Annotated in this window: 19 protein-coding genes; 7 read left to right on the top strand and 12 right to left on the bottom strand. The window is 71.1% G+C overall.

Features of this window, described 5'->3' with window-relative positions; translation table 11 throughout:
• Positions 1 to 28: 28 nt before the first annotated feature.
• Complete coding sequence (locus tag ACIRL2_RS47585; protein ID WP_395872378.1) at positions 29 to 835, top strand: ABC transporter ATP-binding protein; 807 nt, start codon at positions 29 to 31, stop codon at positions 833 to 835.
• A gap of 147 nt (positions 836 to 982) precedes the next feature.
• Here ACIRL2_RS47585 and ACIRL2_RS47580 read toward each other — a convergent pair whose 3' ends face one another.
• Positions 983 to 2,302 carry a wax ester/triacylglycerol synthase domain-containing protein gene (locus ACIRL2_RS47580; protein WP_402241433.1) on the bottom strand — a complete coding sequence of 440 codons (1,320 nt, stop codon included), beginning with the start codon at positions 2,300 to 2,302 and terminating at the stop codon, positions 983 to 985.
• Positions 2,303 to 2,509: 207 nt separating this feature from the next.
• Positions 2,510 to 3,988 (bottom strand): pyridoxal-dependent decarboxylase, encoded by a 1,479-nt coding sequence (locus ACIRL2_RS47575; protein ID WP_402241430.1) that lies wholly within the window; start codon positions 3,986 to 3,988, stop codon positions 2,510 to 2,512.
• A gap of 40 nt (positions 3,989 to 4,028) precedes the next feature.
• Here ACIRL2_RS47575 and ACIRL2_RS47570 point away from each other — a divergent pair, with 40 nt between their 5' ends.
• The gene (locus ACIRL2_RS47570; protein WP_402241427.1) at positions 4,029 to 4,949 is read left to right on the top strand and encodes a hypothetical protein; all 921 of its coding nucleotides are present in this window, start codon (positions 4,029 to 4,031) and stop codon (positions 4,947 to 4,949) included.
• A 172-nt stretch (positions 4,950 to 5,121) separates the two neighbouring features.
• On the opposite strand, the gene ACIRL2_RS47565 is transcribed toward ACIRL2_RS47570, so the two are convergent.
• The gene (locus ACIRL2_RS47565; RefSeq protein WP_402241425.1) at positions 5,122 to 5,487 is read right to left on the bottom strand and encodes a hypothetical protein; all 366 of its coding nucleotides are present in this window, start codon (positions 5,485 to 5,487) and stop codon (positions 5,122 to 5,124) included.
• Here ACIRL2_RS47565 and ACIRL2_RS47560 point away from each other — a divergent pair.
• Positions 5,486 to 6,295 carry an inositol monophosphatase family protein gene (locus tag ACIRL2_RS47560; RefSeq protein ID WP_402241422.1) on the top strand — a complete coding sequence of 270 codons (810 nt, stop codon included), beginning with the start codon at positions 5,486 to 5,488 and terminating at the stop codon, positions 6,293 to 6,295. The genes ACIRL2_RS47565 and ACIRL2_RS47560 overlap by 2 nt on opposite strands.
• Positions 6,296 to 6,540: 245 nt before the next feature.
• Here ACIRL2_RS47560 and ACIRL2_RS47555 read toward each other — a convergent pair whose 3' ends face one another.
• The 5 genes from ACIRL2_RS47555 to ACIRL2_RS47535 form a co-directional block, all read right to left on the bottom strand.
• Positions 6,541 to 7,206 (bottom strand): ABC transporter permease, encoded by a 666-nt coding sequence (locus ACIRL2_RS47555; protein ID WP_402241420.1) that lies wholly within the window; start codon positions 7,204 to 7,206, stop codon positions 6,541 to 6,543.
• Between the two features lie 23 nt (positions 7,207 to 7,229).
• On the bottom strand, positions 7,230 to 8,108 hold the full coding sequence (locus ACIRL2_RS47550; protein WP_395872360.1) for an ATP-binding cassette domain-containing protein: 879 nt from the start codon (positions 8,106 to 8,108) through the stop codon (positions 7,230 to 7,232).
• Complete coding sequence (locus ACIRL2_RS47545; RefSeq protein ID WP_395872359.1) at positions 8,105 to 8,440, bottom strand: PadR family transcriptional regulator; 336 nt, start codon at positions 8,438 to 8,440, stop codon at positions 8,105 to 8,107. Before ACIRL2_RS47545 ends, ACIRL2_RS47550 begins: the two co-directional genes overlap by 4 nt.
• 294 nt (positions 8,441 to 8,734) lie before the next feature.
• Entirely contained in the window at positions 8,735 to 9,226 is a 492-nt protein-coding gene (locus ACIRL2_RS47540) for a VOC family protein (RefSeq protein WP_402241416.1), read from the bottom strand.
• Positions 9,223 to 10,095: a sigma-70 family RNA polymerase sigma factor gene (locus ACIRL2_RS47535; protein ID WP_395872355.1), complete on the bottom strand. Its 873-nt coding sequence runs from the start codon at positions 10,093 to 10,095 to the stop codon at positions 9,223 to 9,225. The genes ACIRL2_RS47540 and ACIRL2_RS47535 overlap by 4 nt, the downstream gene beginning before the upstream one ends.
• Before the next feature lie 137 nt (positions 10,096 to 10,232).
• Between ACIRL2_RS47535 and ACIRL2_RS47530 the strand changes: the two genes are divergently transcribed.
• Positions 10,233 to 10,646, top strand: a complete 414-nt coding sequence (locus ACIRL2_RS47530; RefSeq protein ID WP_395872353.1) for a VOC family protein — start codon at positions 10,233 to 10,235, stop codon at positions 10,644 to 10,646.
• A 595-nt stretch (positions 10,647 to 11,241) separates the two neighbouring features.
• On the opposite strand, the gene ACIRL2_RS47525 is transcribed toward ACIRL2_RS47530, so the two are convergent.
• Positions 11,242 to 11,997, bottom strand: coding sequence for an SDR family NAD(P)-dependent oxidoreductase (locus ACIRL2_RS47525; protein ID WP_402241412.1), 756 nt, complete (start codon positions 11,995 to 11,997; stop codon positions 11,242 to 11,244).
• Complete coding sequence (locus ACIRL2_RS47520) at positions 11,994 to 13,322, bottom strand: alkyl sulfatase dimerization domain-containing protein (protein WP_402241409.1); 1,329 nt, start codon at positions 13,320 to 13,322, stop codon at positions 11,994 to 11,996. Before ACIRL2_RS47520 ends, ACIRL2_RS47525 begins: the two co-directional genes overlap by 4 nt.
• A gap of 159 nt (positions 13,323 to 13,481) precedes the next feature.
• On the opposite strand from ACIRL2_RS47520, the gene ACIRL2_RS47515 reads away from it, so the two are divergent.
• Complete coding sequence (locus ACIRL2_RS47515; RefSeq protein ID WP_402241406.1) at positions 13,482 to 14,087, top strand: TetR/AcrR family transcriptional regulator; 606 nt, start codon at positions 13,482 to 13,484, stop codon at positions 14,085 to 14,087.
• Between the two features lie 292 nt (positions 14,088 to 14,379).
• On the opposite strand, the gene ACIRL2_RS47510 is transcribed toward ACIRL2_RS47515, so the two are convergent.
• Together ACIRL2_RS47510 and ACIRL2_RS47505 are read right to left on the bottom strand one after the other, a co-directional pair.
• Positions 14,380 to 15,126, bottom strand: a complete 747-nt coding sequence (locus ACIRL2_RS47510; protein WP_402241403.1) for an HAD family hydrolase — start codon at positions 15,124 to 15,126, stop codon at positions 14,380 to 14,382.
• 321 nt (positions 15,127 to 15,447) lie between these two features.
• Entirely contained in the window at positions 15,448 to 16,119 is a 672-nt protein-coding gene (locus tag ACIRL2_RS47505) for a ScbR family autoregulator-binding transcription factor (RefSeq protein ID WP_395872344.1), read from the bottom strand.
• Between the two features lie 189 nt (positions 16,120 to 16,308).
• On the opposite strand from ACIRL2_RS47505, the gene ACIRL2_RS47500 reads away from it, so the two are divergent.
• Positions 16,309 to 17,232: a ScbA/BarX family gamma-butyrolactone biosynthesis protein gene (locus ACIRL2_RS47500; protein WP_395872343.1), complete on the top strand. Its 924-nt coding sequence runs from the start codon at positions 16,309 to 16,311 to the stop codon at positions 17,230 to 17,232.
• 309 nt (positions 17,233 to 17,541) lie between these two features.
• Positions 17,542 to 18,669, top strand: coding sequence for a Ku protein (locus ACIRL2_RS47495; RefSeq protein ID WP_402241400.1), 1,128 nt, complete (start codon positions 17,542 to 17,544; stop codon positions 18,667 to 18,669).
• Positions 18,670 to 18,796 lie beyond the last annotated feature (127 nt).

The raw sequence follows: 18,796 nt of genomic DNA, 5'->3' as shown, positions 1-18,796 counted from the left end.
CCGTACGCTCACCGACCGAGGAGAGCCCGTGCGCAAACACCGCAGGAACGACGGCGACCACACCGATGCGACTCCACGCGATCTGCCGGGCGGGCCCGAACTCGCCTCCCGTGCGAGCGCCCTGACCAAGACGTTCGGAGCCGACGACACACGGGTCGTGGCCGTGGACGCGGTCGACATCGGCATCGAACGGGGTTGCTTCACCGCCATCATGGGGCCGTCGGGCTCGGGCAAGTCGACCCTGATGCACTGTCTGGCCGGCCTCGACTCGGTGACCAGTGGTCACATCTGGGTCGGGGACACCGAGATCACCGCGCTCAAGGACAAGGATCTCACCCGACTGCGCCGGGACAAGATCGGTTTCATCTTCCAGACCTTCAACCTGCTTCCCTTCCTCACCGCGATGGAGAACATCGTGTTGCCGATGTCCATCGCCCACCACCAGCCGGACCGGGCCTGGCTCGACCAGGTGGTGGCGACCCTGGAGATCGGTGACAGGCTGCGCCATCGTCCATCGGAGATGTCCGGCGGGCAACAGCAACGCGTCGCGTGTGCCCGGGCGTTCGCGTCCCGCCCCGAGCTCATCTTCGCCGACGAGCCGACCGGCAACCTGGATTCGCACGCGGGTGCCGAGGTGCTGGGCGTACTCCGCCGCAGCGTCGACGAGCTGCGCCAGACCGTGGTCATGGTCACCCACGATCTGGTCGCCGCCTCCTACGCGGACCGCGTCGTCTTTCTCGGCGACGGCCACATCGTCGACGAGATGAGCACGCCGACCCACGAGCGGGTCCTCGAACGCATGAAGCGCTTCGACGCCACCAAGCGCACCACCTGACCCGGAGCCGGGCGGGAGCGGCAGGGGATGGCGATCCGGCCGCTTCGCACGGACGGGCGGCTCGCGGGGCCCGGAGAGTTTCGATGGTGCCGCCACCGCCGGGTCTCCACGCGCCGCACGGGGTGCGGTGCGCGGGTGGCGGTGACGTCAGGGTGTCGTGGTGCGCTCCGGGCTGCCCGGTGTCGGGTCGACGATCGCTCCGGGTGTGATCGCGGAGGCGGCGACGGGGAGGCGGGGCGTGCGGGTGTCTTCGAGTGCGTCGAGTTCGGCAAGCCATCGGGTGGAGAGTTCGTCGATGGCGGGCAGGCTGGGGTCGGCGACGACGGCCAGGTGCGCGGTTCCGGCGTATTCGGCCAGGCAGATCGACAGGCGGTGTCCCGCGGGCAGGAACATCAGCGGCAGCAGGGTGTGGATGCTGTGGCCGTGGAGTTCGAGGGGCCGTGCGGGACCGGGGACATGGGTGGCCACCACGGTGGTGCGCCGCGGATGCAGGACGCGGGCCAGGGCCCGACCGTGCCAACGAGTGGGCAGGGTATCGAAGAGGACGTCCGCGTCGGGATCGTAGCGGCCGGTCCGGATGTTCGCGGTGGCCAGGTGCGTGGCGGCCAGTCGCTCGGCCGCGGTGGGCACTCGGCACGGCAGGACGACGGGGACGCCGCGGTGGAAGTTGCCCACCGCGGTGCTCGTGTCCTCGCGCCGGCTGTCGAGGGGGACCATCGCCCTCACGGTGCCTGTGGCGTCGTCGGGCAGCCAGGGTCGCAGGGCACCGGCGAGGGCGGCCAGATACACGTCATTGAGGCTGGTGCCGCCGGCGCGCGCGATCGCCTTCATACGAGGCAGCGGCGTGTGGGCCCATCGGCGTAGCGGCGGGCCGGTCGGGGCTTGGACACGCGCCGGGCCGAGGTCGATCGCGTGCGCGGGCAGCGCGATGTCGATCGCGGCGCGCAGCAGGGCGCGCACGCGGCCGGGCGTCCAGGTGCGTGGTGGCCTGGGGGGTGTGCGGCGGCGCGGGAGGCCGGATTCCCCCAGCGCGGCGAGCATGACCCCGATCAGGGACATGCCGTCCATGAGGCCGTGGTGGGCGCGAAGGAGCAGAGCGAACTCGTTGTCACGGTGGCCGTGGAGCAACGTCATGCCCCAGGTGACGTCCGCGAGGGGTCGGGCGCACACGCGCTCGATCGCCGCGTGCAGCGCGACGTCGCCGCCGCGGGTGGGCAGCGCGACCTCCTCGAGGTGATCGGCGGGCGCGGCCGGACCGCGCGTGTTCGCGCCGGGCGCGCGGGCTCGGTCGCGCAGCGGTGGGTGGGCCGCGCGGGCCAAGTCGATCAGCGCGTGCAGTTCGACCGTCGAGGGCGCGGGGCCGGTGATCACGGCCACGCCACCGATCTCCATGCTCGAGTGGGGGTGCGCCGCCGCGTAGTCGAACCAGCGTTCGCCCGCCGCGGCCGCGGCGTCATGTCCGTGCACGGTGTTCTCCGTCGGATGTCGTTCGCATGACGAGAGGGCGGACGCGTGGGCGCAGGTGGACGGGGCGTGGCACGTCTGCGGCTCGCGCATCGTCGGCGCGCCGGCACGGCCGGATTCCGGTCACGTGCACGGTCCCGGCTTCTCGGGGTGTGTGGTGGGTTTCGCGGTGCCCCGGGCAGGTGTGGCCGCGCGCGGGCGTGTTCGTGGTCACCGTGCGCCCACCGGGGCCGTCGTCGGGGCCTCGGATGATGGGGGTCGGTGGTCGGGGATCGCGGCGGCGACCTCGCGTACCAGTTCCCAGGCGTTGCGTACGGAACTCTGCGATGCCAGACGCGAACCCAGGGCCGCGCGCAGCACGTAGCGGCCGTCGACGGTGGTGGGCGTCACCAGGAGTCGGTGGGTGGCGTCCAGGTCGGTGCGCAGGCGTTCGGTGCGCGCGTTGTCGCCGACGAGGCGGAAGCACACCAGTCCGAGGGTGTGCGAGACGAGTTCGAAGCCGGGGGTTTCCCGGACCAGGTCGGCGAACAGGTCGGCGAGCAGGAGCTGTTCGCGGATGTGCGTGCGCAGGCCGTCGATGCCGTGGGTGCGCAGGACGAACCACAGTTTCAGGGCGCGGAAGGGGTGCATGAGTGGCACCTGCCAGTCCCGGAAGTCGGTGACCTCGCCCGAGTCGCTGGCCCGGTTCCGCAGGAAATCCGGGCGGATGTCCATGGCGGCGGTGAGGCTGTGCCGGTCGGCCACCCACATGGCGTCGCAAGGCGGCCCCGTCAACAACCACTTGTGGCAGTTCACGGCGTAGGAGTCGGCGTGTTCGACGCCGTCGTTGATCCAGCGGTTTTCCGGGCAGACGGCCGCCGATCCGGCGTAGGCGGCGTCCACGTGCAGCCACGCGCCGAATTCCCGGCACACCGCGGCGACGGCGGCGAGCGGGTCGATGGCGCAGGTGCCCGTGGTGCCGACGGAGGCGACCACGATCGCGGGAACGATGCCCGCGGCGCGGTCGGCCGTCAGTTGCTCGCGCAGGGCGCGAGGGTCCATCGCGCACGTGCCGGCCGTGGTGGCGATCAGGCTCGGTTCGCCCAGGCCGGCGATGCGCGAGGCTTTCGGGACGCAGGAGTTCGCCTGGTCGGTGCAGTACAGGCGATAGCGGCCCTCGGTGCCGTGTTCGCGCCAACGCCCGCCCGAGGCCCGGTACAGGGCGGCGACCACGGCCACCAGGACCGCCGAGGACGCGGAGTCCTGGAGGACCCCGCCGCCGTCCCCGCCGCTGAGGAACCGCTCCGGCAGGCCCAGCGCGACCGCGAGGTGGTCCAGGACCGCCTCCTCGAGTTCGGTGGCGGCCGGGCCCGTCGACCACATCATGTGCTGGACCGCCAGACCCGATGCCAAGAGCTCGCCGACCACCGACGCGGGGCTGGTCTGCGTGGGGTAGTAGCCCAGGAACGACGGGTGTTGCCAGTGCACGAGGCCGGGCATCACCACACGCCGCACATCGGCGAGCACGTCCTGGATCGGCTCGCCCCGTACCGGCACGCCGTCGGGCAACATCGCCCGCACGTCCCCGGGGCGAAGCTCCGGCGTCACCGGCAGGCGTTCCTCGCGCAGGTCCTCCCAATAGTCCTCGAGGATCTCGGCGACCATGCCGATCGCGCCGCGAAACGAATCATCCATGGGAATTCGTGACATGACGGGTAACGTACCGCACAAATCTACTGAAACGGCCCATATGACAAGCGAATCCGTGCTGTGGCTGGCTCCTCCGCACCAACTGCCCCATGACCTCGCGACCCTGCACGCGGCCGCGAACCGACCTGATCGTCACCACACGCCCCCAGGCCACGGACGCGTCCGCGAACGCAAGCCTCGCGAAGCCGTGTTCGACGAATACTTCGCCGTCGCCCGGTGCGCGTGTGCCCCCGCGCCCCTGTTGATCGACGCCCTCGACGACACCCTCGCCAAAGTGCGCGCCCTGTCCCGGAACCCGGACGGGACCCCGACGGAGCCCGACCTCGAACTCGCCGCGCATGCCGCCGGGCTGACCCCCCGAAGCGACCCCCACGAACTCCGGACGCACGCCACGGTCCGCGAACGCTGGATCCAGGGACACCGACTGTTCTTCGCCCTCACCCAGGCGACCATCGTCGCCCTGCGACACGCCCTCCACGCTCCCTCGCCCGCCGGATCCGCCGTCGGCCTGGACAGCGCCGCGCACTTCCTGCGCGCCGGCGCGTCCGCCCTGCGTGTCACCGCGAGCTTCGGCGTCGACGACTACCACGACATCGTCCGGCCCTCGATGGCCCCACCGCACGTTCCCCGAACGGGATTCTCGGGCCTGTGGTCGGCCGATCACCGCGTCCTGGTGTGGAGCCTGCGCGAGTGGGGCCGGGTCGCGCCGGCGAAGTCCTCCACCCTGCGACCCGCCCACCGACGCCTGGTCGAGGTCCTGACGGACGTCCACCACGCCCACGTCGGCGTCTGCTCGCGCTTCGTGGGCTCCGGCCCCTCCCTGCTCCGCGGCGCGGAACCGGGGGTACAGGCGCTGGAACGCCTGTGCCGGCGGCGCCACGCCGACCTGGACGCCGCGCCCGCCGGCAAACCGGCCCGACTTCCCGACGCCAGGGACGCAACCCTCACTCGTCACCACTGAATGCCACCCGCTCGGGCGCCCCCGGACTCGCTCCGTCGACCGCACGCGGTCGGCGGGATCATCATCGGACGGACGGACGGACGGCGGACGAACGGACGGGGACGCGGGTCCGGCCGCCGCGGCGTCGCCAACCCGTGCGGGCCGGGCGGCTCGACACCCGGCGGCTGTGCGGCTACCGCCTCGGATCGGCGGCGGTTTCGAGCAGGGTCTGCGCGGCGGAGAGCGCGGCCTGGGCCGCGTGTGGGTCCGCCAGATGGTCGGCCACCACGGTGGCGCCTTCCAGAAGAATGAGCAACTGCCGGGCCAGCGCTTCGGGTTGCGAGGCGTTCGCGGCTTCCGCGATCGACGTCAGGAGCGGCGGCCGACGCCGCGCTGGTCTGGACGGCCGCGCTGTGCGCACTCGGAGCCTTGGCCACGACGTTGCCACGATCACGGGTCGGACCTCGTACAGCGGTCGGCGCCGACGGCCGACGGGATCTTCGGTGACGGCGACCCGACCCCGGGCGAGTTCCTCCGGCGCCCATATCCTGCGTGACATGATCAACTCGTATGCGGACCTTGACGATGCCGGAGTCGCGATAGCGGCGGCACGCGCCGGCGCGGACGTAGTGCGCAGCATGTACGGCCGGCGGCTCACGCGCATCGACAAGGGCGCCGGGGACTTCGCCACCGCCGCCGACGTGGAGGCCGAGAAGACGATCCTCGGCGTCATCCGTGCCGCCCGACCCGACGACGCCGTCCTCGGCGAAGAGGGCGGGCAGCAGGGTGCCGCGGAGACCGAGCGCCGGTGGCTGGTGGATCCCTTGTGCGGCACGCTGAACTACGCCGTCGGCAACATGCTGGTGGCCGTCAACGTGGCGCTGCGCAACGGGGCGGCGGCGGTCGCCGACCCCTTCAGCGGCGAGATCTTCTTCACCGACGGCGAGACCGCCCGGGTGCGGCACGAGGGGGTCGATGCCCGGCTGTCGCCCACCCCCGACACCCGACTCGTGGATGTCAACCTGGACCCGCCGTTCCCCGGCGCGCCCGGCTTCCGGGCCGTGGACCTGTTGGCCCAGCCCGGGTTCGTCGAACGGTTCCGGCCCCGGGTCGTGTCCACGACACTGGCATTGGCCTGGGTCGCGGCAGGCAAGCGCGCCGCATACGTCACCGACGGCGGCGATCTGTCCGGGAGCGTGCATTTTGCCGCCGGCATCGCGCTGTGCCGAGCCGCCGGCTGCGTGGTCACCGGCATCGACGGTGCCCCGATCGGGCAGGCAGGCCGCGGACTCGTCGTGGCCGCCGACGGTGAAACCCACGAATTGCTGATGTCGATGATCCGCAGCAGCCGCCGGCACCGCACCTGACCGATCGTCCCCGCCTCAACGGGCCGGAGCCCTGTCGAGAGGGAACCGACCGCGCAACTGCGGCCATCCCGGAACAGAGGGCGGGGACAACCGACATCAACCGCGGCTCGCTCAGCACGGGCGCTGTCGAACCCGTGCACGGTTCGACACACCCACGGGCGCCGGCCGCCTCCCAGGCCTGCTCCGGCCGACGCCGTACCGCGAGCCCTGCCCCCGGGTCGCCGGCCCGTGGGGTCGTACCCGGCTCACCCCGAGGGCAGCACTCGCAGGTGTCGGTGGCGGCGTAGCCGTGCCGTGGAGACGGCGGCCAACGCCAGCGAGAACACGAGGGCGGCCACCAGGCCGTGGGCGACGCCGCGAACGAGGAAGGCGGTGTCGGTGTGGTCGATGGCGTACGTGCCGATCTCCCGTCCCGACCAGAAGGGCATCAGTCGCGCCGTGGTCGTCGCGGGGTCGGCGACCATCTGCATTCCGACCGTGACGAGCAGAAGCAGCGTGCCCTCGAACTCGCCCGGCACCAGGGCTCCCAGGAGCAGGCCGAACGGTGCCGCCACGGCCACGCACAGCACCATCGCCACGGCGAGCGCGTCGCGGCGCACGTGTGGTTGGTCCATCGTGACGATCGCCAGGTAGGGCAGTGTCACCACCACACCGATCAGCCACAGGGCGAGCATCCTGCCCATCCAGAGGTGATGCGCCCGATAGCCGGACAGGCGAAGTCGTTGGTCGATCGAGCGTCCGTTCTGCGCGACGAACAGGGCGGAGCCGCTCATCGCCCAGCTCAGACCCACGAACAGGAACCTGATCGCCTGTCCGGGGTGGTCGGCGCGTTGCATCAGGTAGAACGGCAGGGGGAACAGCAGCAGGAGAAGGAGCACCACGCGGCGCCGCAGAATCTCTCGGCCGGTCATCTCGGCAATGGTCGACAGTCGCGTCACCGCAGGTGGGTTCCCTTCGGGTGGTGCCGGCCTCGAAGGGCCGGGGCTGCTTCATGGCGCGGCGTCAGATCGACGACCGTGTCGGCTCGTTCGAGCCGATCCAGCAGGTGCGTGACCACGACCACGGCCCGGCCGCTGTTCGCCCATTCCCGGACCTGGTCCCAAAAGTGCGTGTACGAACCGTGGTCGAAGCCCTGATAGGGCTCGTCCAGGAGAAGCACGTCCGGATCACCCAGCGCGGTCAACACCACCTCGAGTTTTTGTCGGGTACCGCCCGACAGGCGCGCGGCCGCGGTGGGCGCCGGCTGGGGCCATCGCAGGTGTTCGGCCATGGCCCGCCCGGCTCCACGAGAGCGGTTGCGGCTCAGGCCGCGGCCGGCGCCGACGAGTGCGAAATGCTCGTCGGGGGTGAGGAAATCACTGGTTCCCCCGCCTTGCGGGCAGTAGCCGATCGACCCGCGCACCACGATCCGACCCGCGTGTGCCCGCTCCAGTCCCGCGCAGATGCGCAGGAACGTGCTCTTGCCGCAGCCGTTCGCGCCGACCACGGCGGCCACTTCCCCGGCATGCACGGTCAGGTTGACATCGTCGAGCAGTGGGCGCCGGCCGTGCCGCTTGCCGATGCCGCTCGCCTGGAGTCGAGGCGGCTCCGAGGGAACGACCCGGCGTTTTACCGGTGTCGGCGGCGTGCCGAGACTCTCGTATACCGCCGCCGCGTAGGCCGAGGGCGTCCCGAACGCGCGGAGGGGATCCTCGCCCGCCTCCCACAGATGCGCCCGCGTCTCGTCCAACACCCGCGCGACCTGATCCGCCGGCAGCCCGCGGAGTCGAAGTTCGCTCGCCAACGAGCCGAGCCAATCGGAACCGGCGATCACTGCCGCACCCCTTCCCATATCGCGCCTACCCGCTGGGCGAACTCGGTCCATTCACCGGCCGCGGTACGCAACTCCCGGTCGCCCAGGGGCGTCGACCGGTAGTACTTGCGGGCCGGGCCCGCATCGCCCACACCCCAGCGGGACGTGATCAACCCGTCGCGTTCCAGACGCAGCAGCACGGGATACAACGTGCCGCCGCGGATCGTTCCGAGCCCCGCGGCCTCCAGCGCCTGCGTGAGTCGATATCCGTAGCTCTCGCCGTCGGCGAGCAGGCCCAACACACACAAGTCCAGTACGCCACGCAGCCATTGGCTGTGCCGCTCCGCGTTCATGTGGCGACACAGTAGCAGCACTATCTACCTGGTACCGCTACTTAGTATCGATCGCCCGGAGCACGGACGACACACGGACGACACGCGGATGGGGCAGGCGTCACCGGCACCGGCGAGCGGTCGACAACGCCCGCTGCGCCGAGGGGATACGACCGTGTCGTCGACCTCGGCCTCGTCGCGGGTCGCGACGCCGGCGGCTCGCCGGTGGGCGTTGTTCAGGCCGAGCGGGTAGCGGCCGCGCCTGACCTCCGGCCCACTCGTCGGTTGCACCGGGGTCGACGTCGGCCCGGAACTTCACGGTCCGTTCCCGCCGTCCTGCCGGATCGCCGCACATGCAGCCCGCTGTGCCTCCGGAGACGGGACCACTTGCCGCGATTGGGCGAATCGCAACATGTTGCCGGACGGATCGACGAACGCGCAGTCGCGGACGCCGCCGGGCCTGTCGATCGGTTCCTGCATCACCTCGGTGCCCGCAGCCTCGATGCGCTCGAAGGTGGCGTCGCAGTCGTCGGTCGCGAAGACGAGGGGGCCCAGCAGACCGTTGGCCATCAGGCCGGCGATCGCCTGCCGGTCGGCCGGTGGGACATGGGGGTCCGCGCCGGGGGATTCGAGGACGATCCGCACATCGGGCTGTGCGGGCGGGCCGACGCTCACCCGTCGTATCCGCCCGGAGCCGTGGCCGTCGCGTACCTCGAAGCCGAGCACGTCACGGTAGAAGCCGAGCGCCGCGTCGAGATCGTGGACGGTGAGCGTGCAGGACGAGAGCCTGAGGTTCGTACGGGTCACCTCCGCTCCTTGTCGCCACCGGGAAGTACGACGATGTCGCGGTCGCGGAGCCGGTCGGGGTCGGTGTCGATGTCGATGCGGGTGATCTTGTCGTCGTCGACGGTGAACGCGAAGACGGCCTTCGGCCGGCCCAGGTGCGACCAGACGGCAGCCGGTACTCCGTCGACCAGAGCGAGCCGGGCGGCCTGAGCCCGTCCGGCGAAGAAGGCCGCGACCTCGTGGCCGCCGCGGATGTCGCCGACCACCGCGTCCGGATCGAGCACCTCGACCAGGGCGGCGAAGTTCCCGCTCCGGGCGGCGGCGAGGAACGCGTCGATGATCTCCCGTTTGGCCGATCGCGCGGCATCGGATGCGTCGGCGGCTCCTTGTACCCGACGCCGGGCCCGGCTGGCGAGCTGCCGCGCCGCCGCCGGGGAGCGGTCGGTGATGGCGCCGATTTCGCCGAACGACACCGCGAAGACGTCGTGCAGGACGAACGCGAGCCGCTCGGCGGGAGTCAGCGTGTCCAGCACCACCGTCAGCGCGACACCGACCGAATCGGCCAGCAGCGTCTCGTCCTCGGGGCCGGACGGGCCGGTCGGCCGGATGGTCGCATGCGGCGCCTCCGGCTCGGGCGGCAGCGCCCCGGCCGACTCCTCCCGCCGATTCCGGCGCGCCTCGAGCATGTTCAGGCACACCCGGGCGACGATCGTGGTCAGCCATCCTCCCGGGTTCTCGATCTCGCCGGTGTCGGCGCGGCTGACCCGCAGCCACACCTCCTGCACCGCGTCCTCGGCCTCGCCGGGCGTGCCGAGCATCCGGTAGGCCACCGCGTGCAAGCGGCCCTGGTGCTCGGCGAACTGCTCGCTCACCCAGTCCTGATCGACCATGTGTCACATTCCTTCGTCTCGTCGGTCATTACTGATTGACCGGTGAACCCGTGCCGATGTGACATCCGGGCCAGACCCGGCGGTCCGGCCTGCCGGCGGTCGGACGGCACAGCACCTCAAGCACCAGGGAGACAAGCATGAAAGCGCACGTGAGCTCGATCCTTCTCGGCGTCCGGGACATGGAGGCGTCCAAGCGGTTCTACACCGAGGGGCTGGGCTGGAAGGTCGCGAACGACTACGGCATCTCGGTGTTCTTCGAATCGGACGGCGCCTCACCCGTCGGCTTCTACGGCCGCGAAGGCCTGGCCGACCAGGTGGGCACGAGCCCGGAAGGCAGCGGATTCAGCGGGCTGGTCCTCACCTACGTCGTCCGCAGTGAGGCGCGGGTCGACGCGGTCGTCGCGGAGGCAGCGAAGGCCGGCGCCACGATCCTCAAGCCCGCCGGGGCCCTGCCCTGGGGCGGGTACGGCGGCACCTTCGCCGACCCGGACGGCTACATCTGGAGCCTCGCCTACAGCGCCCAGGGCGAGGACCAGCCCTACGCGGAGTAGCCGCCGAGGACAGCGTCCGGACATGGCGGGACGCGGTCCTTGCCGGCCACGCGGGACGGCCCCTGCCCACCGGTGAACTCGCGGCGCGACCGCCGCGACCGGCGCCGACGGGCGGGTTCGGCGCGACCGCGGGTCGGGCGCGACGCATTCGGTTCACGGACGGGCACCGAGCCCGCCCCGCACGAGCCCGCCCCGCACGAGCCCGACCCGCACGCGCCCGCCCCGCGCACCGCCGACGGCGAGACGTTCCGTCGCTATGTGCCGCGAACCGTCCGAGCGCACCGCCGGCCCCGAGGAGATCACCGCCGCCCGCACCTCGCGGCATGCAGGTCACCCGCAGCACGGGCGACGGGGCCCGAAGAACGTCGCGGATTTCCGGTTCCCGGTATGCGCCTGGGCCGACTACTCCACCCTCGGCGGCGTCAACGTCGTCGGCTTGGCGCAAATGACGATCGGCGGCGAAGGCGCCTGGCAGGACGAGGTCGCCGCGTTGACCGTCAGGCTCTACAACAACGGCCCGCCAAAGGGCCTGACAGGCGGCGGGGGAGCAGCCCGACCGAAGCGGTCGGCCGGGCTGCTCCGGACAGCCTCCCGGTCAGCCGGGCATGGCGGTGCCGCCGTTGATGCGAAGTATCTGGCCGGTGATGAACTCGGCGGCGGGCGACGCGAGATAGCAGACGGCCCAGGCGACGTCGTCGGGGTGGCCGATCCGGCGGAGGGCGGCGGCTTCGATGTTGCGTTCCTGGGGGACGCCGGCGGTCATGGGCGTGGCGATGACGCCGGGGGCGACGGCGTTGACACGGACGCCGTCCGGGCCGGCTTCGACGGCGAGGGTTTTGGTGAGTTGGGCGACGGCGGCTTTCGACATGGCGTAGCAGGCGACGTTGGGGCGCAGGGTGTCGATGGCGCTGGAGGCGACGTTGACGATGTTGCCGCTGCCTTGGGCGGTCATGACCCGGGCGGCGGCGCGGCAGCCGAAGAAGACGCCTTTGAGGTTGACGGCGAGGACACGGTCCAGGTCGGCTTCGTCGGTGTCGACGACGCGCCGGGCGTGCGAGATGCCGGCGACGTTGACCATGGTGTCGAGGCGGCCGTGGCGTTGTGTGGTGCGGTCGATCAGGTCGTCGACGGCGGCGGCGTCGGTGACGTCGAGGGGGTGGTGCCAGGCGCGGTCGGTCCCGTGCGCGGTCTCGATCGTGTGGGCGGTTGTCGCGGCACCGTGGCCGTCGTGGTCGGTGCAGATCACGGTGGCGCCGCAGTCGGCGAGGCGCAGTGCGGTGGCGCGGCCGATGCCGCCGGCGGCACCGGTGACGACGGCGATCCGGTCGGTCAGGTCGTGGGCGGGGTTCACCGGCTGTCCCTGGTGGTGGTGAGGGTGCGGAGGGCCTCTCGGGAGGTGGTGGCGGCGATGCGGTAGATGCCGCGGCCCATGAAGGAGGTCTCGGCGTCGAAGCGCCGGGTGAACGCCTCGGCCGCCGCCTCGTGGGCGCCGGTGTTGTCCGGTGCGGCGAGGACGGCGAGTTCGGCGAGGTGGCAGGCGAGTTGCAGATCGTCGCCGATGAGATCGCGGGCTTTGGCGGCGAGGGCGTCGGCGCCGCCGGCGAGTTCGGCGAGGACCGCGGCGAGTTGCTCACGGGGAGCGGGGAGCAGGTCGGCGGCGTAGCCGTTCCACCAGCCGCCGTGCAGCCGGATGACGTTGGCGGCGATGAACTCGGGGCGGTCGTGCAGGGGTTGCAGGTACGGCAGGTCTGCCAGGTGCGGCGGGACGCGCAGCGTGTCGAGGATGGTGTCCGGGCGCTGACCGGCGTTCAGCGCGTCGAGGGTGTGGGCGACGATGTGGCGCAGGAGTTCGGCGGCGTTGCCGAGGCGTTCGCGGATGGTGGCGGCGCCGAGGATCGGCATGGAGTGGCCGGGGATGAGGGTGTCGGGGCCGACGGCGGCGATGCGGTCGAAGGCGTCCGCCCATTCGTCGGCGTAGCGCTGGACCTTTTGCGGGTTGCCGGCGTTCGGGCACACCCCGTTCCACAGGTCGCCGACGCAGACCACGCGTCGCCCGGGGATCCACACCCAGGTGGCGTCGTCGGTTTCGGCGCGGGCGTGGTGCAGGTGGAAATTCTCGCCGCCGATCCGCAGGGTCAGCGTGTCGTCGTACACGGTGTCCGGCCAGAATATGTCGGTCTCGTGCCGGGGCCACCAGGTGCGCGGGCCGCCGGACTGGCGGGCGTTGACGGTGGTGTTGAGGTCGGCGGTGCGGATGTAGCGGCGGAACCGGTCCATGACGGCGCGGTGCGCCACGATGCGCGGGGGCGGGTCGCCCCGTTCGGCCGCCTCGGCGAGCAGCGGGCCGTGTCCGAACGCGTGGTCGATGTGGGCGTGGCTGTACACGACGGTGTGCAGCGGCGCGTCGGTGACGGTGCGGATCAGGCGCAGCAGTTCCGGTCCGTCGTGCCGCATCGCGGTGTCGACCAGGACCAGGCCCTCGTCCGTCTCGATCACCGCGACGTTGACCACTCCGGCGGTGACCTGCCACGTGCGCGGCGCGACCTCGATCGCCCGGCCCTTCGGCTCTGCCCAGACCTCGAACAACCATCCCATGGTGCCGGACGGAGTGCGGTGCTCGGCGGGAGCCGGCGTGTCCGCGGTGTCGTCGGGCGGGGCGGCGAAGGGGTCGTTCATGTAAACCTCCGAGAGTCCAGAGCGTCCATCGACTGATTTAAACGTATGATTGAATCAGATGATGGAAACAGGTGATGGCTATCATGGTTCCGGTGTGATCGGCAAGAACCAGGAAGGCGGTACACGGTGGGCAGCAGTGGCGGGGCGCGGATCGGCGGCATGACCGAGACCGACGGAGACACGACCGCGACGCGGCTGATCGAGGCCGCCGAGCGGCGGATTGCCGAAGCCGGCGTCGACGGCGCCTCGATGCGCGCGATCAACGCCGAAGCGGGCGTGAACGTGGCCGCCGCGCACTACCACTTCGGCTCCAAACAGGCCCTCGTGAACGCGGTGCTCACCCACCGCATGAGCCGTCTCGCGCAGCGCCGCGCGCGCTACCTCGACCGGCTCGGCGTCGCCGACACGCCCGAACTCGGCGCGGTCGTCGAAGCCTTCGTACGCCCCCTGGACGAAATCCGCCGGGAGGAGCCCTGGGGCCCGACCTATCTCGGCTTCCTTGCCGCCCTGGCCCGGGCCGCACAGCCCTGGCGCGACCGCCTGGCCGAACAGGCCGCTCTGCACCGGGCCCCCTTCGACGCCGAACTCGCCCGTGCCCTGTCCGCGTTGCCGCCCACCGTCCTTCGCACCCGCTTCGCCTGGGCCGCACTCACCATCGTCACCGCCCTCGCCGACGCGCCCCCGACCGACGACCACAATGCGCACGACGTCGCCGACGCACTGATCGACTACACCACCGGCGCACTGGGAGCAGCACACCGCTGACCACACGCGAAACCGGACGACAGCCGCCGTGAACGGCACGCCGCCGACCCGTCGGAGCCGGCAGGCGCCACCACTTGGCGTGCGCGTCGCCCCGCCCGCGCGCGCACCGCCCGCCCCCGAGCACGCGTCAACGCGTCTTCAGGCCGCAGTGACCACCTTTCCCATGCCTCGGCCTCCGACGGCCCCTCGGCGAACCAGCCGGTCGCGCGGCGCATGTCGTCGGTGGCGGCGCGGTCGGTCGCCGCACCGTCGCGGTGGTGTCACAGGGCGCGTCGGTGCCCCCGTCGCGCCGTCACGAGACCACGACCGCTTCCGTTGCCCGGGCTCCCCGGTCGGCGGCAGGCACGCGGGACTCCGGCAGGCTCTCGCGTGTCTTCGCCCAGTGCAGGAGGTCGGCGTCGGCCAGTGTGCTCACCCACATGTCGGCGAGAGCCAGTTCCTCGTCGCGAGGGTCGGCACCCACGCCCAGGACGCGCAACCCCGCCCGCGTCGCGGAGAGGATGCCGCAGTACGAGTCCTCCACCGCCAGGGTGACGGCCGGAGCGGCGCCGCAGGCTCGGGTGGCGGCGAGGTAGACGTCCGGTTCGGGCTTGGGGCGCAGGTTCGCGTCCGGGACCACGACGTCGACGAAGCGGTGGAGCAGTCCGGCGTGTGCCAGGCCCGACTTCACCACGTCACGGGGGCAGTTGCTCGCCACCGCCAGGGGTGCGAAGCACGAGGCCAGGCGTACGAATTCGACCGCCCCGGGAATCGTCACGGGATGGGCCGCGACCAACTTGCGGAAGTGTTCGAGGAGTTGCCCGGTCACCTGGTCTGCGTGGCTGGTGGGCAGGCCCACCACTTCGGTCATGAGCCGCCCGCATTCGGTGAAGTGCAGGCCCTTGGTGCGTTCGCCGAAGTCGGCCGGGGTCGGGACCCCGTACCCACGAAGCACGAGCTCACGCGCTTCTTCCCAGTGGCATTCGCTGTCCAGCAGGGTTCCGTCGCAGTCGAAGACGATGGCTGCCGGGGTCCAGGAGAGGAGGGAGTTGCCTGTCATCGATGGGGCCGTCCGATCGAGAGAGGGCGGGCCCCCGAGATGCCCGCGCGAGGTCCGGAGACGGCGTTGTGGGCCGACCCGAAACATAACGCTCATTACGTTAGGTTGGATACGGTAAGTAATCAAATAATGACGCTTTGACAGCGTGTTGCTCTCGATGCGGGTGCGGGCGGGTGCGGGCGACCCGTCGGTCCGGTGGTACGCGTCGCGCTCCGGGGTGCCGGGCACGATGGGTGGCCGCGTCGTTCGGTGATCCGCCGGCAGGTGAGGAGGCGTTCGCGTGGGTGGTCGGGACGGCGCGTTCGGGGCTGTCGGCCGTGGCTATTCGGCGTCCGCGCAAACCTTCGGGGCGACTCCGGGGCCGTCCGTTGTACCCGCCAGGGCGCGGGCCAGGGTGGCCTCGGCGCGCGGGGGATCGGCGAGCAGGGCCGGCAGGAGCAGGCGCCAGAGGTCGGTCAGGTCGTTCTCGATGTCGGCGCGGCCGGAGAGCGCGTCGGAGACGGTGTGCATGCCGAAGAAGGCGTGGATGATCGAGCGAGCCGCCGCCGCCGGATCGACGCGGTCCGCGAGATCGCCTTCCTCGCGCGCGCGATCCAGCAAGGCGTGCGCGGCGGCGATCCAGTCCACGAAGGGGGTCGGCAGTGTCGCGTCGATGGCATAGCGCTCTCCCCACAACCGTGCCCCGCCACGGACCACGGGATCGTCGCGATAGGCCCGGGCCACCGCGAAGCTGAGCCGCACCAGACCCTCCAAGGCCGGTGCGCCCGCCGGGATTTGCCGTTCGATGAGCTCCGGCCAGGTGGCGAAGTGGGCTTCGACGATCGCGCGGGCCAGGGCATCCTTGTTGGTGAAGTGGAAATAGATGGCACCGCTGGTGAGTCCCGACGCGTTGCCGATATCGCTGATGCTCGTCCCGGCGAACCCTCGCTCGTGGAACAGGCGTGCCGCCGTCTCCAGAAGGGATTGGCGAGTCGCTCCGGCCCGTTCCTGCACGTGCCACCTCCAGCTCGGATATCTGCGTAGAAACTAGTGCCGTTCGGGCTCGTGGTGACGCACCACGGACGCGACACGACATCGCTCGGAAGCGGAACCGTCGCACCTTCCAAGGCGCGCCTGATGCCGCGAGAGTCGTGGCGAGAGGACGACATGCACCATCCCGGCCCCTGGGTTCTGCTTGTATCCATGACTACGTTCGGTGGCCGCGCAGCGTCTTCGGGCCTGTCGGCGAGGCAGTTGAGTTGGTCGCGCACCGTGGCACGGGAGTCGGTGCACCGGGCTTCGGTGGCCGAGGTGTTGTTGACCGATGTGGTCCGTCTCGCGGAGGCGACCTTTCTGGCCGCGGCCCAGTGGCCTCGCTCGCATCCCACATTCCCGCCGTCCGGCGACGGCGGACACAGCCGGCTGATGATCGTGGAAACGCTCCGTCAGCTGGGAATCTTCATCCCGTCGCAGTTCTTCTCCGTGCCCCTCGAAGCGCACTTTCTGATCAAGGACCTTTTTTACGGCGTGAACGTCGCCACGGAGCCGCGTTTGCGGAGCGGCGCCACCGATATCACCTGTTTGGCCGAAGTCGACGACCTGCGGCCCACGCGCGACGGGCGCGGACTTCGGGGCATGCGCTTGCGCATCCACCTCTCGGCCGGCCTCACAACCTTCGCGCGCGCGGGCGGCAACGCGCGATTCCTGGACGCGGGCACGTATGCGGCTCTGCGCGGCGATTCGGCCGGGGTCCGAGCGCCTCGGCCGTGCCGCAGACCGACACCGGAGGCGGTGGACGCGGTCCTGCCCCGCGACGTCCTGCTCGCACACAGCGGGGGCGGGATCCTGGAACTGGACCCCGCCGATCACCTGCATCCCTTCTTCTTCGATCACGCCGGCGACCACGTGCCCGGGATGGTGCTCGTCGAAGCCGCCCGGCAGGCGATCGCACTCGCGAGCGACGGCGAGCTGTTGCGGCCGACGGCGTTTCGGCTGCGGACGCCGTACTTCACCGAGTTCGATCCGCCGGCCCGGGTCGAATGCTCCCTGCACAGCGGACGCCAGGCCTCGTTCCGTTTCCGGCAGGGGGCGGGCCACACGGCGACGGGGGCGTTGCGGTACCGCTGAGACGGGGCCGACGGTCGAGTCGCGCCGCGGTCGCCGCCCGCGAACGCGCGGGTGACGAAACGTCGACCCCGGCGGGCAGGCCGAGGTTCTCCGGCCGGCAGGACAACGCGCTGTGTACCTCGGTCGGGTCGGAGATCGGGGCGCTCTCGGACAAAAGTGAATGAAAACAGGAGAAAAGGAAAATAAGTGCTCGGGTGCTCGACTGCTCGGAGAGTACGTTCCGCCGGGTGGCGACCCCGCCGGGCGCCCGCCCTCCCGTCCGTCCCGGCCGGCGGTGGCCGGTCCGCTCGTTTGCAGAAAGGTGCGGGTATGGCGCGCGCGATCTGGACCGGTGTGATCAATTTCGGCTTGGTGACCGTCCCCGTCGGGCTGTTCTCGGCGACCGAGGACCACACGATCCACTTCCACCAGCTCCAACGCGGCACCGCCGACCGGGTCCGGAACCAGCGAGTGAACGAGCGCACGGGCAAGGAGGTCGACTACGCCGACATCGTCAAGGGTTACGACACCGGCGACGGCCGGTACCTCACCGTCGAGCCCGACGAACTCGCCGACATCGCCCCGGGCCGGTCCCGAAGCATCGACGTCACCGCTTTCGTCGACCTCGCCGACATCGACCCCATCCACTTCGACAAGACCTACTACCTCGCTCCCACCAAACCCGAGTACGAACGCGTCTACGCCCTGCTGCTCCAGGCGCTGGAGCGCACGAACCGCGTCGGCATCGCCCTGTTCGTGATGCGCGGCCGCCAGTACCTGACCGCTCTGCGCGCCCGGGGGCGGGTACTGACCCTGGAAACGCTGCACTTCGCGGACGAGATCCGCGATCCCACCGCCGAACTCGACCATCTCCCGAAGAAGACCGCGTTCAAGGAGCGGGAACTGAAGATGGCCGAACAACTCGTCGAGGCGATGGCCGCCCCCTGGCACCCCGACGAGTACCACGACACCTACCGCGAACGCGTCGAGGAACTCCTGGAGAGCAAACGGCAAGGCAACGAGATGGTCTCCGCCGAGGAAGCCCCCGAGCCGACGAACGTGGTCGACCTCATGGACGCCCTGCGCCGCAGTGTGGACACCGCGGGCGGGCGCGGCCGTACCACGGCCGGCCGCACCAAGCCCGGCAAGGGCGAAGCCGCAGGCTCCGCCAAGCGTCGCGCGGGGACGACGACCCGCCCGCGTGGGAGGAAGGCCGGCCCCACCGGCGGGAAGTCTCGGCCGAGGACGGGCGACAGGAGCGACAGCGGCGGGAAGGGCGGCTCCGCGCCGAACGGCAAGGCCGGGAACCTGTCCGCCTTGACCAAGGCCGAACTGTCCCGCATGGCCGCCGACCTCGAGGTACCGGGACGCTCCAGGATGACGCGCGACCAACTCGAGGACGCCGTCCGCGACGCCGGCGGCAGGAAGCGCGCGCACGGCAAGCGCAAGGCGTCCTGAACACGTCCACGGCGGCATCCCGTGTACTCGGAAGCCTGTTCACCGTAACCCCAAGTCATCGATGTACTACGATGAGTGCGCATGTCGGACGGCTGCGGCCCGGTTTTGGTCCGTCGGAGCGGACGGA

The organism is Embleya sp. NPDC127516, assembly GCF_044765325.1.
Lineage (GTDB): Bacteria > Actinomycetota > Actinomycetes > Streptomycetales > Streptomycetaceae > Embleya.
This window is presented reverse-complemented; position numbering and strand designations above follow the sequence as displayed.

What these genes read in the sequence shown, in the direction of transcription:
- ACIRL2_RS47575 (WP_402241430.1), bottom strand. Translation starts at nt 3,988, where the DNA reads ATGTCACGAATTCCCATGGATGATTCGTTTCGCGGCGCGATCGGCATG.
- ACIRL2_RS47570 (WP_402241427.1), top strand. Translation starts at nt 4,029, where the DNA reads ATGACAAGCGAATCCGTGCTGTGGCTGGCTCCTCCGCACCAACTGCCC.
- ACIRL2_RS47560 (WP_402241422.1), top strand. Translation starts at nt 5,486, where the DNA reads ATGATCAACTCGTATGCGGACCTTGACGATGCCGGAGTCGCGATAGCG.
- ACIRL2_RS47565 (WP_402241425.1), bottom strand. Translation starts at nt 5,487, where the DNA reads ATGTCACGCAGGATATGGGCGCCGGAGGAACTCGCCCGGGGTCGGGTC.
- ACIRL2_RS47555 (WP_402241420.1), bottom strand. Translation starts at nt 7,206, where the DNA reads ATGACCGGCCGAGAGATTCTGCGGCGCCGCGTGGTGCTCCTTCTCCTG.
- ACIRL2_RS47545 (WP_395872359.1), bottom strand. Translation starts at nt 8,440, where the DNA reads ATGAACGCGGAGCGGCACAGCCAATGGCTGCGTGGCGTACTGGACTTG.
- ACIRL2_RS47535 (WP_395872355.1), bottom strand. Translation starts at nt 10,095, where the DNA reads ATGGTCGATCAGGACTGGGTGAGCGAGCAGTTCGCCGAGCACCAGGGC.
- ACIRL2_RS47530 (WP_395872353.1), top strand. Translation starts at nt 10,233, where the DNA reads ATGAAAGCGCACGTGAGCTCGATCCTTCTCGGCGTCCGGGACATGGAG.
- ACIRL2_RS47520 (WP_402241409.1), bottom strand. Translation starts at nt 13,322, where the DNA reads ATGAACGACCCCTTCGCCGCCCCGCCCGACGACACCGCGGACACGCCG.
- ACIRL2_RS47515 (WP_402241406.1), top strand. Translation starts at nt 13,482, where the DNA reads ATGACCGAGACCGACGGAGACACGACCGCGACGCGGCTGATCGAGGCC.
- ACIRL2_RS47510 (WP_402241403.1), bottom strand. Translation starts at nt 15,126, where the DNA reads ATGACAGGCAACTCCCTCCTCTCCTGGACCCCGGCAGCCATCGTCTTC.
- ACIRL2_RS47500 (WP_395872343.1), top strand. Translation starts at nt 16,309, where the DNA reads ATGACTACGTTCGGTGGCCGCGCAGCGTCTTCGGGCCTGTCGGCGAGG.
- ACIRL2_RS47495 (WP_402241400.1), top strand. Translation starts at nt 17,542, where the DNA reads ATGGCGCGCGCGATCTGGACCGGTGTGATCAATTTCGGCTTGGTGACC.